This is a genomic window from Streptacidiphilus sp. MAP12-33, assembly GCF_041261265.1.
GTDB lineage: Bacteria > Actinomycetota > Actinomycetes > Streptomycetales > Streptomycetaceae > Streptacidiphilus.
In genome coordinates this window covers 150744-167599 of the sequence record NZ_JBGCCA010000003.1, presented here as the reverse complement: position 1 = coordinate 167599, position 16856 = coordinate 150744, and the positions used below count along the sequence as shown (strand labels likewise).

The 16856-nt window shown below is 74.0% G+C and carries 11 protein-coding genes; 6 read left to right on the top strand and 5 right to left on the bottom strand.

Translation table 11 applies throughout. The annotated features are described in order from the left end of the window. Nucleotides 1–21 precede the first annotated feature (21 nt). Nucleotides 22–729: an SDR family NAD(P)-dependent oxidoreductase gene (locus tag ABH931_RS05175; RefSeq protein ID WP_370110317.1), complete on the top strand. Its 708-nt coding sequence runs from the start codon at nucleotides 22–24 to the stop codon at nucleotides 727–729. 9 nt (nucleotides 730–738) lie between these two features. Here ABH931_RS05175 and ABH931_RS05170 read toward each other — a convergent pair whose 3' ends face one another. Beyond that, nucleotides 739–3672, bottom strand: coding sequence for an aminotransferase (locus ABH931_RS05170; protein WP_370110315.1), 2934 nt, complete (start codon nucleotides 3670–3672; stop codon nucleotides 739–741). Nucleotides 3673–3947: 275 nt separating this feature from the next. On the opposite strand from ABH931_RS05170, the gene ABH931_RS05165 reads away from it, so the two are divergent. Beyond that, nucleotides 3948–5150, top strand: coding sequence for an NADH:flavin oxidoreductase (locus ABH931_RS05165; protein ID WP_370110313.1), 1203 nt, complete (start codon nucleotides 3948–3950; stop codon nucleotides 5148–5150). Here ABH931_RS05165 and ABH931_RS05160 read toward each other — a convergent pair. After that, the gene (locus ABH931_RS05160; protein ID WP_370110311.1) at nucleotides 5130–6554 is read right to left on the bottom strand and encodes an amidase; all 1425 of its coding nucleotides are present in this window, start codon (nucleotides 6552–6554) and stop codon (nucleotides 5130–5132) included. The genes ABH931_RS05165 and ABH931_RS05160 overlap by 21 nt on opposite strands. A 429-nt stretch (nucleotides 6555–6983) precedes the next feature. Here ABH931_RS05160 and ABH931_RS05155 point away from each other — a divergent pair, with 429 nt between their 5' ends. Continuing rightward, nucleotides 6984–7856, top strand: coding sequence for a Gfo/Idh/MocA family protein (locus tag ABH931_RS05155; protein WP_370110309.1), 873 nt, complete (start codon nucleotides 6984–6986; stop codon nucleotides 7854–7856). A gap of 244 nt (nucleotides 7857–8100) precedes the next feature. On the opposite strand, the gene ABH931_RS05150 is transcribed toward ABH931_RS05155, so the two are convergent. Beyond that, nucleotides 8101–8913 (bottom strand): amidase domain-containing protein, encoded by an 813-nt coding sequence (locus tag ABH931_RS05150; protein WP_370110307.1) that lies wholly within the window; start codon nucleotides 8911–8913, stop codon nucleotides 8101–8103. 859 nt (nucleotides 8914–9772) lie between these two features. Beyond that, nucleotides 9773–11317 (bottom strand): glutamate synthase subunit beta, encoded by a 1545-nt coding sequence (locus ABH931_RS05145; RefSeq protein WP_370110305.1) that lies wholly within the window; start codon nucleotides 11315–11317, stop codon nucleotides 9773–9775. Between the two features lie 225 nt (nucleotides 11318–11542). Between ABH931_RS05145 and ABH931_RS05140 the strand changes: the two genes are divergently transcribed. The 3 genes from ABH931_RS05140 to ABH931_RS05130 all read left to right on the top strand — a co-directional run bounded on the left by ABH931_RS05140 (nucleotide 11543) and on the right by ABH931_RS05130 (nucleotide 16290). After that, nucleotides 11543–13882 (top strand): family 20 glycosylhydrolase, encoded by a 2340-nt coding sequence (locus ABH931_RS05140; RefSeq protein ID WP_370110303.1) that lies wholly within the window; start codon nucleotides 11543–11545, stop codon nucleotides 13880–13882. Nucleotides 13883–14080: 198 nt separating this feature from the next. Next, complete coding sequence (locus tag ABH931_RS05135) at nucleotides 14081–14527, top strand: MarR family winged helix-turn-helix transcriptional regulator (protein WP_370110301.1); 447 nt, start codon at nucleotides 14081–14083, stop codon at nucleotides 14525–14527. After that, on the top strand, nucleotides 14524–16290 hold the full coding sequence (locus ABH931_RS05130) for an MFS transporter (RefSeq protein WP_370110299.1): 1767 nt from the start codon (nucleotides 14524–14526) through the stop codon (nucleotides 16288–16290). The genes ABH931_RS05135 and ABH931_RS05130 overlap by 4 nt, the downstream gene beginning before the upstream one ends. On the opposite strand, the gene ABH931_RS05125 is transcribed toward ABH931_RS05130, so the two are convergent. Further along, on the bottom strand, nucleotides 16254–16832 hold the full coding sequence (locus tag ABH931_RS05125; protein ID WP_370110298.1) for a dihydrofolate reductase family protein: 579 nt from the start codon (nucleotides 16830–16832) through the stop codon (nucleotides 16254–16256). The two genes, ABH931_RS05130 and ABH931_RS05125, sit on opposite strands and share 37 nt — an antisense overlap. Between the last annotated feature and the right edge of the window lie 24 nt (nucleotides 16833–16856).

Sequence of the window (16856 nt, the reverse complement as noted above, 5' to 3'; positions counted from 1 at the left end):
CCCTCGGGCACGATGGTGCGTATGACGACGACACTGATCACCGGTGCCAACAAGGGCCTGGGCTTCGAGACGGCGCGGCGGCTCCTGGAACTGGGCCACACGGTCTACGTCGGCAGCCGGGACGCGGGGCGCGGCCAGGAGGCCGCAGAGCGGCTGGGCGCGCGCTTCGTGCAGCTGGACGTGACCGACGACGCCTCGGTGGAGGCCGCGGCCAAGAGCGTCGCGGCGGACGGCGGCCTGGACGTGCTGGTCAACAACGCCGGGATCGAGGTCTACGGGCCGGACGGCGGCATCGTCGGCGCGGCCGGGCTGACCGGCGAGGTGATGCACGCGGTGCTGGAGACCAACGTGGTCGGGCTGGTGCGGGTCACCCACGCGTTCCTGCCGTTGCTGGAGCGGTCGGCCGCTCCGGTCGTGGTGAACGTCAGCAGCGGGCTGGCCTCGGTCGCGTCGGTGGCCGACCCGACGCACCGGGTGCACGGCTATCCCGGCGTCGCCTACCCGGCGTCCAAGGCGGCGGTGAACATGGTGACGGTGCAGTTCGCCAAGGCGTTCCCCGCGATGCGGATCAACGCGGTCGAGCCGGGCCACACGGCCACCGATCTCAACCAGCACGCGGGCCGGCAGACGGTGGAGCAGGGCGCGGAGGTCATCGTGCGGATGGCCTCGGTCGGGCCCGGAGGCCCGACCGGCGGCTACTTCGACGCGAACGGCCCGCTCACCTGGTGAGGGGTTGCGTCAGAACCCCAGTTCCCCGAGGGCGCGGTCGAGCGTCGCGGTGAAGAAGTCGACCGCGTCGGCGTCGATGCACAGCGGCGGCTTGATCTTCAGGACGTTGAGGTGGTCGCCGGTCGGCTGGACGACGACGCCGAGGTCGAGCATGCGGTCGCACAGCTCCGCCGTCTCCTCGGTGGCGGGCTCCAACGTGGCGCGGTCGCGGACGAGTTCCAGACCGAGGTAGAGGCCGGAGCCGTGGACGGCGCCGACGAGCGGGTGGCGCTCGCCGAGCGCCGCCAGCCCGGCCTTGAGCCGGGCGCCGACGCGGACCGCGTTGCCCTGGAGGTCCTCGTCGCGCAGCACGTCGAGGACGGTGCTGCCGACCACCGAGGAGACGGGGCTGCCGCCGGTGGAGGAGAAGAAGTAGCCCTGGTCGCGGTAGCGTTCGGCGACCTCGCGGGAGGTGATGACCGCGCCGAGCGGGTGTCCGTTGCCCATGGCCTTGGCCACACAGACGATGTCGGGGACGACGCCCTGCTGCTCGAAGCCCCAGAACCAGTGGCCGAGCCGCCCGTAGCCGACCTGGACCTCGTCGGCGATCGCCAGCCCGCCGTGGCGGCGTACGGCGGCGTAGACCTGCTCCAGGTAGCCGTCGGGCAGGGCGACGCCGCCCGCGTTGCCGTACCAGGTCTCGCCGAGGAAGGCGCCCGGCGCCCGGCCGGAGGCGGCGAGTTCGTCGATGGCGCGGACCGCCTCGGGCGCGTAGCGGGCGGCCTCGGCGCCACGGTGGTGGCCTCGGTAGGAGTTGGGCGAGTCCACGGTGTGGACCCAGCTCGGGCGGGTCTCCAGGGCGTTGGGGTTGTCCTGGAGCGAGGTGGAGACGGCGTCGGAGGCGTAGGTCCAGCCGTGGTAGGCCTCACGCAGCGCCACCACGTCGTCCTGGCCGGTCGCGCCGATCGCCAGGCGGATCCCGAGATCCACGGCCTCGGAGCCGGAGTTGACCAGGAACACAGTGTCCAGGGGATCCGGCAGCAGCGCGGCGAGGCGCTCGGTGAACTCCACGACCGCGCCGTAGTGGAAGCGGGAGTTGGTGTTCAGGCGGCGCAACTGCCGTGTGACGGCCCGCTCGACGGCGGGGTGGGCGTGGCCGATCGCACTGACGTTGTTGACGATGTCGAGGTAGGCGCGGCCCTGGTCGGAGACCAGGTGGTGCCGCCAGCCGCGCTCGATGCGCGGGGGCGCGTCGTAGTAGTGGCCCTGCACGGAGGCGAAGGACGCGGCGCGGCGGGCCAGCAGGGCCGCGTCGCCGGTCGCGCGTCGGGTCGCGGCAGGCAGGCCGAGGAGCGGGGCGGGGTCGGCGGTCAGCGCGAGCCACCCGTCCGCGTACTCGGGCCGCACCAGCGCGGGCACGTCCGGCGCGTCCGCGCGGTGCAGGGCGACGTGCGCGCGGGCACCGGCGGGCAGCGCGAACAGCCGTTCCCCCGCGCGGACCTGGCCACCAATCGTGACCTCCGGCCGGGCGGCGTCCACTTCCAGACGGAGCGTCAGCTCACCGAGTGCGAGGTCGATGCCGCCCGGCTCAGCGCGCAGCACTGTCGCGTCCGCGGGGGCCTGGAGCACGGCGTCGCGGCCGAAGCGCAGTTCCGTGCCGGTGGCGACGGTGGCCGGGGAGCTGGCGGCGAGCATCCGTGAACGGCTGAGCCGGGCCTGGGCGTAGGGGGCGACGACCAGGGCCGCGCCGTCGCCGAGCAGGTCGCCGGCGAGCCGGTCCTCCAGTCCGGGCTCCAGCCAGGCGCCGTGGTCCATGGCGTCGGCATCGACGGTGAGGTCGAGCAGGGCGATGTCCGCGGGCTTGAGGTCCGCGACGAGCGGGGCGGCCGGGATCGGCGCCGGGTGGGCAACGGCCAGGCCGAGGTGGTCGAGCAGCAGCCCGGTCATGACCTGCGTCGGCACGCTCACGGCCTGCTCGAAGATCCGCCACTCGCGCTCCAGCGCGGCACGCACGTAGGCGTTCTGCTCGCCGTCGATCGCGGCCTGCTGGCGTCCGCTGGCGACGAGCGTGGCGGCGCGCAGCACGACCAGCGGCCACAGCGCGCTCGCCTCGGCGGAGCTGAGCGGCCGCTCGGCGTGGAAGGCGGCGACGGCGGGCAGCACGTCGTGCGGCTCCGTGCCGTCGTGGTGCAGGAGGGAGGAGAGCGGGATCGCCAGCTCTCCGACTGCCCAACTGGTGGCCAGGTCACCGAAGTCGATGATGCCGTCCGGCAGCGGGATCCGCTCGCCACCGGCCGCGACGACGTTGTCGTCCGTGAGGTCCATGTGGACGGCCTGGAGCGGCAGCTCGGCCCGCACGGCGTCCAGTCGCCGCGACGCGTCCGCGGCGGCCTCGGTGACGGCGGCGCGCTGGGCGGGGTCGGCGACGTGCGGCAGCAGCAGCGCGAGCACGCGCTCGGCGTGGCGGGGGTCCCACTGCAGCACACGGTCGAGGCCGGGGTGGGCGAACTCCCGCAGGGTGGTGCTGACCTGTCCGGCGATCCGTCCCATCGCGGCGACGGCACGCGGCGGCAGATGGCGCGGGCCGGTGAGCGTGCCGCCGGGCAGATGCCGCAGCAGCCGCGCCACGACCGGCCCGCTCGCACTCCCGACGACGGCGGCCCGCCGCGTGCCGTCCTCGTGCCGCAGCACGCTGGCGACCCGCAGCCCGGGGTGGGCTGCGGCGATCCGGTCCGCGGCCTCGTCCTGCGCCTCGACCTCGGCGGCGCCGAACGCCGGGTTCGCGATCTTCAGCACGGCGAGGATCTCGTGGCCCTCCCCACGCACCAGGAAGTTCGCGTCCTGCTGACTGCCGAGCCCCTCGACCCACCCGTCCATCCCGAGCCCGGCAGCGATCCGCCGCGCCTCGTCATCACTGATCTGCGGCGCGGGCAGTGCCTCGTGGGAGAAGAAGTCGACCGTCATGCGGACCACCCTACAGCTCGTTCACGCGCAAGGCGAGGTCAAGACGATCGAATCGATTGCCATCGCAACTGATTCGATCGGCTACCCGCGGGCGAGGATCACCTCCGGCACATGGAAGGGCTCGCCGCACTCGGCCCCGGGCCGGCGGCGGCCTGCTCCAGCAGATCGGGGATGGGTCGCCGGGCCGTAGGCATGGTGAAGCTTGCTCCAGTCCGTCATGCTGCGATCCAACCAGGTGGCCGACGGGCCCTCGTCGCAAGGACGGGAGAGAAGCCGTGTCTGTTCCCTACGTCTTCGAGCCGGCGCGGCTCGGTCCGGTGGCCCTGCGGAACCGGATCATCAAGGCCGCCACCTTCGAGGGGGTGACCCGGGACGCGCTGGTGTCGGACGAGCTGATCGCGTTCCACCGCCGGCATGCTGCCGGCGGCGTGGCGATGACGACCGTCGCCTACTGCGCCGTCGCGCCCGAGGGGCGGACGGAGCGGCGGCAGATCTGGATGCGGCCCGAGGCGGTCCCCGGGCTCCGGCGGCTCACGGAGGCGGTGCACGCGGAGGGCGCGGCGGTGTCCGCGCAGATCGGGCACGCCGGGCCGGTCGCGGACGGGCGGTCGAACCGGCTGCCGGCGCTCGCGGCGTCGGGGTCGTTCAGCCCGCAGTCGCGGGCGCGCGTGCGGGCGGCGACGCGGGAGGACATCGCGCGGATCACCCGCGCCCACGCGGACGCGGCGCTGCTGGCGGCCGAGTCGGGCTTCGACGCGGTCGAGGTGCACCTCGGGCACAACTACTTCGCCAGTTCCTTCCTCAGCCCCCGGCTGAACCGGCGCCGCGACGAGTACGGCGGCGCGCTCCCCGCCCGCGCCCGCGTCGCCCGCGAGGTCTGCCGGGCGGTGCGTGACGCCGTCGGGGACCGGATCGCCATCCTCGCCAAGCTGAACATGGACGACGGCGTGCCGGGCGGCCTCTGGCTGGACGAGAGCGTGCAGGTCGCGCGGTGGATCGAGGCGGACGGCAGCGTCGACGCGCTGGAGCTGACCGCGGGGAGCTCCCTGCTCAACCCCATGTACCTGTTCCGCGGCGAGGCGCCCCTGCGCGAGTTCGCCGCCGCGATGCCGCAGCCGCTGCGGCTCGGTGTGCGCCTGGCCGGCGGCCGGTTCCTGCGCGCCTACCCGTACCAGGAGGCGTTCCTGCTGGACAGCGCGCTCCAGTTCCGCGCGGCGCTGAAGCTTCCGCTGGTGCTGCTCGGCGGCGTCACGAGGCGCGCGACGATGGACCGGGCGATGACCGAGGGCTTCGAGTTCGTCGCGATGGCCCGGGCACTGCTGCGCGAACCGGACCTGCCCAACCGGCTGCGCGAACGCCCGGAGACGCCGTCGCTGTGCGTGCACTGCAACAAGTGCATGCCGACGATCTACACCGGCACGCGCTGCGTGCTGGCCTCCCCGCCCGCGGAGCAGTCGTCACAGGGCCGGAGGCCGTAGCAGGTCCCAGCGGCGGTCCGCCTCCAGTTGGGCGGCGAGCGAGATCAGGCGCGCCTCGGACGCGTACGGCCCGAGCAGCTGGCAGCCGATCGGCAGCCCGCCCGTGGTGAAGCCGGCCGGGACGTTGACGCCGGGCCAGCCCACGACGTTCCACGGCCACGCGTACGGGCAGGTGGTGATCATGGCACGGTCCATCGCACCCGGGCCGAGGTCGTCGGTGGAGCCCACGCGCGGGGGCGGTGCGGCCGTGGTGGGGGTGAGCAGCACGTCGACGGTGTCGAAGACGGCGCCGATCCGGCGCTGCAACGGCGCCTCCGCCGCGCGGGCGAGGCGCAGCAGCGGGCCGTCGAGCAGCGCGCCGCGCCGGATGTTCACGCGCGTACGCGGGTCGAGCAGCGCCGGGTCCGGCACCCGCCGCGCCCAGGCGCGGACGCCCGCGAGGGCGCGCGGCAGCTGCGCCGGGCCGACGAGGCCGTACCGGGGTTCGACCTCCACCACCTCGTGGCCCAGCCGGGCCAGGCTCTCGGCCAGGGCGAGCGTGGCCGCGCGGATCTCCGGGTCGAGGCGCAGCGGGTGGATGGCGAAGGCGGTGCCGAAGGAGAGGCCGATCCGCAGGCGGCCCGGGTCGCGCCCGGCGGCCGGCAGGAACGTCACCGGGTCGGGCCGGTGCAGGTCCCCCGGCGCGCTGCCGGACGCGACGTCGAGCAGTAGGGCCGCGTCGGCGACGGTGCGGGCCAGCGGCCCGAACACGGTCAGGCCGTGGAACGGCTCGGGTTCCGGCCAGGCGGAGATGCGGCCGCGCTGCGGCTTGATGCCGACGAGGTTCGTCCACGCGGCCGGGATGCGTACCGAGCCCGCCCCGTCGGAACCGACCGCCGCGGGCACCACCCCCGCCGCGACCGCGGCGGCGGCACCGCCGGAGGAGCCACCGGGGGTGCGGTCGAGGTCCCACGGGTTGCGGGTGACGCCGAAGCCCCGGCCCTCGGTGAAGGCCCACTGGCCGATCTCGGGGGTGTTGGACTTCCCGACGATCACCGCGCCGGCGGCGCGCAGGCGCCGCACGACCTCCCCGTCCTCCCGCGCGACCGGGAACACTCCGGCGCAGCCGAACGCGGTCGGCTCGCCCGCGACCTCGGTGTCGTCCTTGACCGCCACCGGCACACCCAGCAACGGCAGCCGCTCCCCCGCCGCGAGCCGCCGGTCCGCCTGCTCCGCCTCCGCCGACGCGGCCTCGGCGCGGACCCTGCGGAAGGCGTTGAGCGTCGGCTGCGTCTCCTCGATCCGCGCGAGCGAGTGCGCGACGGCGGCGCGGGAGGTGAGGTGACCGTCCCTCAGCAGGGCGGCGAGATCGGCCAGTCCGTACGAGGCGCGGTCCGCGTTCGCGTGCGCGTGCGCGTGAGTCATGGTGGACGGTCGCCTTCCGGCACGAGGGGTGATTACTACCGAACAGTAACGGGACGGGCGGCGGAGCGTCAGGAACACGGCAGAACCGGCGCCGCGACACGGGCCACGACCGCGGCACGGGGCACGGGGCACGGGGCCACAACCGCGGCGCGGGGCACGGGGCACGGGGCACGGGGGCCACGACCGCGGCACGGGGGCACGGGGGGGCACGGGGGCACGGGGGGGCACGGGGCGCGGGCAGCACAGCCGCAGGCGGGGCCCGGACGAGAGGAGCCCGGACGAGACCGGAACGCACCGCGCGGGGCCTGGCGGCGGGACGGCGCGTGGGGGGAGCGGGCTGTCGGGCCGGGGACTTCCGGGGCGGGGACTTCGGGGCCGGGGACTTCCGGGGCGGGGACTTCCGGCCGGGGCCGGGTTAGGCTCGGGCGCATGAGTGATCGTCTGGCGGTGGGACTGGTCGGGGCCGGGCCGTGGGCCGGGATGGCGCATGCGCCCGCGTTGGCTGGCGGTGAGGCGACGCAGCTCGCCGGAGTGTGGGCGCGCCGGCCCGAGGCAGCCGCGGAGGTGGCGGCGCCGCACGGCGCGCCCGTGTTCACGCGGCTGGAAGAGCTGTTCGACGCCTGCGAGGCGGTCGCATTCTGCGTCCCGCCGGACGTCCAGGCCGAGTTGGCGCTGCGTGCCGTCCGCGCCGGAAAGGCGGTCCTGCTGGAGAAGCCGCTCGCGCTGGACCTGGACGCCGCACGGCGCCTCGCCGACGCCGTCGCCGAGGCGGGCGTCGTCTCGCAGATGGTGCTGACCGCCCGCTACGCCGCGTCCACGCGGGACTTCCTGGCGCGCGTCCCCGCGCTCGAACCGCTGGGCGGGACGGCGTCGTTCGCGGGCGCGCTGCGCGAGAGCCCGTTCGCGACGCCCTGGCGACTGGAGCGCGGCGCGCTGCTGGACCTCGGCCCGCACCTGGTGGACCTGCTCGACGCCGCGCTCGGCCGCGTCGTCGGGGTCCGGGCGCAGGGCGACCCGCTCGGCTGGGTGGCGCTGACGCTGGAGCACGAGAGCGGCGCGCTCAGCCAGGCCGCGATGACGGCGTTCGCGGGCGGCACCCTGCCGCTCCCCCGGGTCGAGGTGTTCGGCGCGCGCGGTCACGCCCGGCTCACCTGGCCGGATCAGCTGGAGGAGCCGTTCGCCGCCCTGACGGCGGAGTTCGCACAGGCGGTGCGGGGCGGCGCGGGCCACCCGCTGGACGCCGCGCACGGGCTGCGCCTGCAGGAGATCGTGGCCGACGCGGAGGCCCAACTCCGGAGGTGACTGCCGTGGGCGGGGCCCGGGGGCCGGCCCCCCCGCCCCCCCCCCCCCCCCGGCCCCCCCCCGCCCCCCCCCCGGGGGGGGCCCCGGGGGGGGGGGGGCGGGGCCCGCGGGGGGGGGGGGGGGGGCCGCGGGGGGGGGGGGGGGGGGGGGGGGGGGGGGGGGGGGGGGGGGCCCCCCCGCCCCCCCCCCCCGGGGGGGGGGGGGGGGGGGGGGCGCCCCCCCGCCCCCCCCCCACGACGACGGATCAGACCTGCGGACCCGCCGGGTCACCCATCAGGCGCGGCGCCAGGTGCGGGGCGGTGTTCCCCGGGCCCGACGGCGTGGGCGTGGGCTGCCACGGGCCGTGCAGCAGCTCCTGCTCCAGCGTCCAGGTCCACACCTCGGCCAGCGCGTTCGGCACCAGCTGGACCAGGTGCGAGGGCGCGAAGTAGTGGTAGCCGTAGTCGATGCGGGCGTGGTTGTGCCCGTCGACGAGCGGCTCGCTGGTGGGCGTCTGGGCGGTGACGACGAGCCCGGTGTGGCTCTTGGTGCCGTCCGGGCCCGCGTAGGTGACCACGACGTCGCCCGGCTGCGCGAGCTCCGGGTGGTCGCCGAGGTCGACACCGATGCCGCTGTCGTGGAGGTAGTCGGCGAGGTTGTGGTACTGCGGCAGGTCCGAGATCAGCAGCAGGTCGTAGACCTCGCCGTTGGGGGCGTGGTACGTGAAGTAGTCGTTCTGCGGGGCGTCGGGCGACAGACCCGGTATCAGGCCGGCCGCGGCCAGCGAGCGGGCGACGAACTCGGCGCACTGGTAGTTCGGCTGGTCGGCACCGAAGGCAACGGGCGTGCTGTCGTTCCACGCGGTCCAGTTCCAGTGCGCGTCGGCGTAACGCACCTCGGCGTCACGCATCAGCGTGTCGACCGGGGACGGGTCCTGCGCGGCGGAGTGGACCTTGGACGCCTTCGGCGCCTTCGCCGTGGCGGCGAACGCGGGAGCGGCCAGAACGGGCGCGGCGCCGAGCGCGAGCGCGGCGACGAACGCGGTCACGCCGAGGCGGCGTCCGATGGTGTGGCTCATGGGTTTCCCTCGCGGGTGGTGACGTCCCGCGCGGCGGGGAGACGGCCGCGCGCGGGCGGACGCCTGGTCGATCACGTTCCCCCCATGAGCATGACTACCTCACGGGGCCCAGGCGTTGCGTCGGGACACGCGTCCGGAGGTGTGGGTTGGGTAAGTAGACGGATCATCAGATTCCGCGCCGGGGCCGGAGCCACGCGGGGCGCACAGCGGCGCGGGTGGCACGAGGGGCGGGGACCCGGGTGGCGCGGGCCCCAGACGAGCCCGAGCGAGGGCGCGCCGCACGGGCGCCCAACGGCCCGCCAGCGGCTCGGGGCCCACGGCGGCGCGGGTAGCACCGTGGCGTGGGCACAGACGAGCCCGAGCGAGGGCGCGCCGCACGGGCGCCCAACGGCCCGCCAGCGGCTCGGGGCCCACGGCGGCGCGGGTGGCATCGTAGCGTGGGCACAGACGAGCCCGAGCGAGGGCGCGCGGCACCGGCGGCCAACGGCCCGCCAGCGGCTCGGGCGACGCGGGGAATGCAAAAGGCCGGGTGGTATGGGCCGCAGACGAGCCCGAGCGGGGGCGCGGGGAACTCGGGGGCAGGTGGCATGGGCCGCAGACGAGCCCGAGCGGGGGCGCGGGGAACTCGGGGGCAGGTGGTATGGGCCGCAGACGAGCCCGAGCGGGGGCGCGCCGCACGGGCGGCCAACGGCCCGGTCGAGCAGTGCGAGCCCCGGCCTCGCCGGCAGCGCGAGCACGCTCAGGCAGCAAGGGCAGCAGGGGAGGCAGCCGAGCAGCGCCGGCGCGACGGCAAGCCGCGCAGCCAAGCAGCGCGAGCGCCGGCGGACCCGCCCGGGCGCGGGCACCGGCCCGCTGGGGCTCAGAGTGCCATCGGGCGGTCCGTCGGGGCCACCGGGAGCGGGAGGGTGGTGGTGCCGTCGGGGTTGAGGTAGGCGTCGACGCAGGCGGCCGCTGCGCGGCCTTCGGCGATCGCCCAGACGACCAGGGACTGGCCCCGCCCCGCGTCGCCCGCGACGAAGACGCCGGGGCGGCCGCCCGCGTAGTGGGCGTCGCGGGCGAAGGCGCCGGTCGGGGTGGTGCGGAGGGCGAACGGCGCGGTGAGGCCACCGGGTTCGGGTCCCGTGAAGCCGAGGGCGAGCAGGACCAGGTCGACCGGGATCACCCGCTCCGTGCCGGGCAGCGCACGGCGCGTGCCGGCCTCCGCGTCGGCCAGGCGCAGCGCGGTCACCCGGCCCTGCGCGTCGCCGTCGAAGCTGACCGTCGCGGCGGAGTAGACGCGCACGTCGCGCAGCGCGTCCTCGCCGGGAAGGCCCGTGCGGTCACCGGCCTGCACCGCACCGTCGCGGACCAGTTGGCCGCCCTCCTGGTGGGCGGGGCTGACCCGGTGCACCCGCGCGTGGACGGGCCAGGGCTCGTTCGCGGCACGCTCGACGCCGGGCTGCGGCTTGATGTCGAGCTGCACGACGGACGCAGCGCCCTGCCGCAGCGCGGTGCCGAGGCAGTCGGCGCCGGTGTCGCCGCCACCGATGATCACCACGTGCCGGCCCGCAGCGCTGATCGGCGGGTGCGCGTAGTCGCCCTCCTGCACCCGGTTGGCCTGCGTGAGGTAGGTCATCGCCTGGTGTACGCCCGCCAGCTCCCGCCCGGTGACGGGGAGTTCGCGCGCGGCGGTGGCGCCGACGGCAATCACGACGGCGTCGTGGCGGGTCAGCAGGGCTCCCGCGCCCGCCGCGCCGCCGATGTCCGCTCCCGTGCGGAACCGCGTTCCCTCGGCGACGAGTTGGGCCAGGCGGCGGTCGAGCAGCGCCTTGTCCATCTTGAACGCGGGGATGCCGTAGCGCAGCAACCCGCCGGGCCGGTCGTCGCGCTCGTAGACCACGACGGTGTGGCCCGCGCGCGTCAGCTGCTGGGCGCAGGCGAGCCCGGCCGGGCCGGAGCCGACCACGGCGACGCTGCGCCCGCTGTGCCGCTCCGGCGGCCTCGGGCACTCCCACGCCTCCTCCCACGCACGGACAGCGACCGCCGCCTCGATCGCCTTGATCGTCACGGGCGCATCGTCGATGCCGAGCACGCACCCGCTCTCGCAGGGCGCGGGGCACAGGAATCCGGTGAACTCGGGGAAGTTGTTGGTCGCGTGCAGCCGCTCGGCGGCGTCGCGCCAGTCGTCCCTGGCCACCAGGGCGTTCCACTCCGGGATGAGGTTCCCCAGCGGGCAGGCGCTGTGGCAGAAGGGGATGCCGCAGTCCATGCAGCGGCTCGCCTGGTCCGCGACGATCGGCAGCAGCCGCCGGGTCGCGTGCACCTCGCCCCAGTCCCCGACCCGCTCCGCGACCGGCCGCAGTGGCCAGTCCTGGCGCGGGGTGCGCAGGAAGTCCCAGTTGTCGAGGGCCCTGTTGTCGGCCATGAGGAGCTCCGTTCACCGGCGCGCGGTTGCTCCCTCCCAGCTCAACGGTAGGACCGGGGCTCCCGGGTCGGCAAAGCGGCGAGCACTCGCTCTTGTCATGACGACGCCACTGCTCAATACTGCGCAATGCAGCGCGAACGAGGTCTAGACCGCGCATATTCGCTCAGCATCTCACCGTCTCACCGTCATGCACCACCTCCCCTCCACAGTCCGGGCAGGCAGGCCATGCGCATACTCAAGCTCCTCGGCACGGCGGCACTCGCCGCGGCCCTCGGTTTCGGCGTCGCCCCGGCGCCCGAGGCCGCGGCCACCACCAAGGCGGCCACGACCACCCCGCAGACGGTCCCGGCCCTCCAGCAGTGGACGGCCGGGACCGGCTCGTTCAGCTGGGGCGCCGCCTCGCGGGTGGTCGTGGATCCGGCCTACGCGTCGCAGCTCACCGCGGACGCCACCACCTTCGCGACCGACCTGTCGGCCCTGGAGGGCCGCACCGTCGCCGTCGCCCAGGGGGCTCCCTCGGCCGGGGACGTCGAACTCACCCTCGGCGCTGCCTCGTTGCCCGCCGAGGGCTACCAGATGACCGTCGGGTCGAGCGTGGTGATCTCCGGCTCGACGACGACCGGCGAGTTCTGGGGCACCCGGACCGTACTCCAACTCCTGCACCAGGGGCCGACGATCGCGGCGGGCACCGCGCGCGACTGGCCGGTCAAGCAGGAGCGCGGCCTGATGATCGACACCGGGCGGAACTTCTTCCCCACCGCCTGGGTCGAGAACGAGATCCGCGACATGTCCTACCTGAAGCTGAACTACCTGCACCTGCACCTGTCCGACACCTTCGGCTTCCGGCTGGAGAGCAGCACGCACCCCGAGATCACCTCGCCGCAGCACTACTCCAAGCAGGACATCGCGAACATCATCGCGCTCGCCGCGCAGTACCACGTGATGGTCGTGCCGGAGATCGACATGCCGGGCCACATGGACGCGATCCTGAGCGGCGAGCTCTCCATCGGCAAGGACTACCGGCTCAAGGACAGTTCGGGGAACGTCAGCAGCAGCTACATCGACCTGACCATCCCCGGAGCGCGCCAGCTGATCAGTGACCTGATCAAGGAGTACGAGCCGCTGTTCACCAACTCGCCCTACTGGCACCTCGGCGCGGACGAGTACGTCACCAACTACAGCGCCTACCCGCAGCTGCTCAGCTACGCCCAGCAGAACTACGGCGCCAAAGCCACCGCCAAGGACACCTTCTACGGCTTCGTCAACTGGGCCGACTCGCTGGTGCGGGCCGGCGGCAAGACGATGCGGATGTGGAACGACGGCATCGACGCCGGGGACGGGACGCTCACCCCGAACCCCGACATCGTCGTCGAGTACTGGTACAACTACGGCGAAACCCCGCAGCAGCTGATCGACGCCGGGCACACGGTCGCCAACGAGTCCTGGACGCCCACGTACTACGTCTACGGGGGCGCGAAGCCCGACACGACGTGGATGTACGAGTCGTGGAACCCCGACCTGTTCCAGGGCTCGAACACGATCAACGACGCGAGCAGGAACCTGGGATCGCTGATCCACGTCTGGTGCGACACCCCGACGGCGGAGACCGTCGACCAGACCGCCGCGAACCTGAAGTACCCGCTGCGGGATCTGGCGCAGATGGTCTGGGGCTCACCGAAGCTCGTCCCCACCTACGCCGCGTTCGCCCCGATCATGGACGCGATCGGGCGCAACCCGCTCTGGGTCGGCCCGACGATCGCGGGCGACCTGGCCCAGGGCAGGCCGACCACCGCGTCCAGCGTGGAGACGGCGGACTTCCCGGCCGCGAACGCCACCGACGGCGACACGACCACCCGCTGGTCGAGCCAGTACACCGACCCGACCTGGCTCCAGGTCGACCTCGGCTCGGTGCGGACCGTGAACCGCGTGGTGCTGGCGTGGGAGGCAGCGTACGGCAAGAACTACCTGATCCAGATGTCGAACGACGGCACCACCTGGACGACGGTGTCCACGCGGACCAACGGCACCGGCGGCACCGAGACGCTGGCGGGCTTCACCGGCACCGGCCGCTACATCCGGATGTACGGCACCGCCCGCGGCACCCAGTACGGCTACTCCCTCTACGAGTTCGAGGTCTTCGACGACGCCACCCCGAGCCTGAACGGCACGCACACGCTCACCACCTCCGGCCAGGCCCTGGACGACCCGGCGAGCTCCACCTCGACGGGCACGCAGCTGATCACCTGGGCCCTGCACGGCGGCGCCAACCAGCAGTGGACCTTCACCGAGCAGGCCGACGGCTCCTACCAGCTGACCAACGGCGCCTCCGGCCTCTGCCTCGACGACAGCGGCGGCTCGGCGGCCGCGGGCAACCCGGTCATCCAGTGGACCTGCACGGGCAACGCCAACCAGCACTGGCAGGTCGCGCCGCTGAGCGGCGGCGGCTACACGCTCACCAACGTCGCGAGCTCCCTGTTGCTGACCACCGCGTCGACGGCGAACAACGCCCCCGTCACGCAACAGCCCGACACCGCCTCCCCACTGCAGCACTGGACCGTCACCTGACCTGAAACCACCGTCAGGGAGACCGGTTGACCCGATGACGCGGTGCCGCTGCACTGTCCTGCGGCACCGCGTCATCGATGCTCCGCTTCCCCGGCCCCCGAGCGGCCGCGCATTCCTCGACTCCCTGCCCGAAGCCCCGAATCCCAGCATGCGGCCGGGGGTAGTTACATCAGATTGATTAATCTATTGTAAGTATTCATGGAAGCCACTCCCCCCTCCGACCACGCACACGAGCTGGCCGTGTCCCTGCGGCTGGCCGTGGGCCGGATCGCCCGGACCCTGCGGCAGGCCCACGCCGTCGGCGACCAGACGCTGTCCGAGGTCTCGGTCATCTCCCGGCTCGACCGGGACGGCCCGATGTCGCCCACCGTGCTGGCCGGGCTGGAGCGGGTGCGCCCGCAGGCAATGGCCACCACGCTGGCCGGGCTGGAGGCGCGTGGACTGGTCGGGCGCCGGCCGGACGCGACCGACGGCCGGCGCCAGCTGATCTCGCTCACCGAGCAGGGGCTGCACTTCCTGACCGACCGCCGCTCGGCCTCCCTGGACCGGCTCACGGCGGCGGTGGGCGCATCCCTGGACGCGGACGAGCAGCGGCGGCTGCTGGAGACCATGCCCCTTCTCGAGCGCATCGCGGAGCAGCTGTGATACCCGGCCAGGCCCTCGGCGCGGCAGGAGCGACCGCCGCGCGCAGCGACCGCTACAAGTGGGTCGCGCTGTCCAACACCACGCTCGGCGTGCTGATCGCGACGGTGGACGCCTCCATCGTGATCATCTCGCTGCCCGCGATCTTCCGCGGCATCGGTCTCGACCCGCTCTCCCCCGGCAACATCGGCTACCTGCTGTGGATGATGCTCGGCTACACCCTGGTGACCGCCGTCCTGGTGGTCGCGCTGGGACGCCTCGGCGACATGTTCGGCCGGGTGCGGATGTACAACATCGGCTTCATGATCTTCTCGGTCGCCTCGCTCGCGCTCTCCCTCGATCCCCTGCACGCCGGGGCCGGGGCGCTGTGGCTGATCGGGTTCCGGATCGTCCAGGCCGTCGGCGGCTCGATGCTGACCGCCAACTCCGCCGCGATCCTCACCGACGCCTTCCCCACGCGGCAGCGCGGCATGGCGCTCGGGATCAACCAGATCACCGCGCTGGCCGGGATGTTCCTCGGGCTGCTGGCGGGTGGCGTGCTCGCCGCGATCGACTGGCGCGCGGTGTTCTGGGTGAGCGTCCCGATCGGCGTCGTCGGCACCTTCTGGTCCTACCGCAGCCTGCGCGAGGTCGGCACGCGTCGGCCGGGCCGGATCGACTGGATCGGCAACCTCACCTTCACCGCCGGTGCCGCCTGCCTGCTCGCCGCCGTCACCTACGGTATCCAGCCCTACGGCGGCCACTCGACGGGCTGGACCAACCCGTGGGTCATCGCCGGACTGACCGGCGGCGTGGCGCTGCTCGCCGCGTTCTGCCTCGCCGAGACCCGGGTCGCCGATCCGATGTTCGAGCTGGGGCTGTTCCGCATCCGCGCGTTCGCGGCGGGGAACATCGCCGCGCTGCTCATCGCGATCGCGCGCGGCGGCATGCAGTTCATGCTGATCGTCTGGCTCCAGGGCATCTGGCTGCCGCTGCACGGCTACAGCTTCGAGTCGACGCCGCTGTGGGCGGGCATTTTCATGCTGCCGCTGACCGTCGGCTTCCTGGTGGGCGGCCCGGCCTCCGGCTGGCTGTCCGACCGCCACGGCCCCCGGCTCTTCGCGACCACCGGCCTGGTGCTCGTCGCCGTCTCGTTCCTCGGGCTCGTCGCGCTGCCGGTGGACTTCTCCTACCCGGCGTTCGCGGCGCTGCTGTTCGTCAGCGGGCTCGGACAGGGAATGTTCTCCGCGCCCAACACCTCCTCCATCATGGGCAGCGTCCCGCCGGGGCGACGCGGGGTGGCCTCCGGCATGCGGTCCACCTTCCAGAACTCCGGCTCGGCGCTCTCCATCGGCCTGTTCTTCTCGCTGATGGTCGTCGGCCTGTCCGGCACGCTCCCGCACACCCTCAGCAGCGGTCTACAGGCACAGGGCGTCCCGGCGGGGACCGCGGCGCACATCGCCTCGCTGCCGCCGGTCAGCACGCTGTTCGCGACCTTCCTCGGCAGCAACCCGATCGGCCACCTGCTCGGCCCGAGCGGCGTCCTGCACACGCTCCCCGCGCACGCCGCCGCCACGCTGACCGGCAACCGCTTCTTCCCCGAGCTGGTCTCCGGTCCGTTCCACCACGGCCTGGTCACGGTCTTCGGCGCGGCCGCGGCGATGTCCGTCGTCGCGGCGCTCGCCTCGCTGCTGCGTGGCAGTTCCGCGGGCTCACCGACCCCTGACCCGGCTCTCGGCTCGGAGCCGGGTCAGGCTTCCCCCCGGTCGCGGGAGGGCACCCGGTAGTGGAGGTGGACGACGCCGCTGCGGAAGCGGCGTTCGGCCAGCAGTTCCAGGTGGACGCGGTAGCCCTCGGGCAGGACGGGCTTGCCGCCGCCGAGCACGATCGGCTTCAGGAAGAGGTGGCACTCGTCCACCAGCCCGGCCTCCAGCGCGGCGGCGGCGATCCCAGCGCCCCCGACGGTGAGGTCGGCCTTGGCCGACTCCTTGAGCGCCCGGATCACCGCCGGGTCGAACTCCCGCTCGATCCGGGTGCGCTCGGTCGTCGCCTCCGTCAGCGTGCGGGAGTGGACGATCTTCTCGGCCGACCGCCAGATCGTCGCGAAGTCCTGGGTGAGCCCCGGTTGGTCATCGTCAGCGAAGACCTCCTCCCAGGGCGCCATCGTCTCGTACATCCGGCGGCCGTAGAGGTAGGTGCCGATCGGGCGTTCGAGGTCGTTGATGAAGGCGTGGACCTCGTCGTCCGGCGCCGCCCAGTCGATCCTGCCCTCCGCGTCCTCGACGTACCCGTCGAGGGACGCGATCGCGGAGTAGACCAGCCTGGCCATGCGACCTCCACCGTCTGCGCGGAC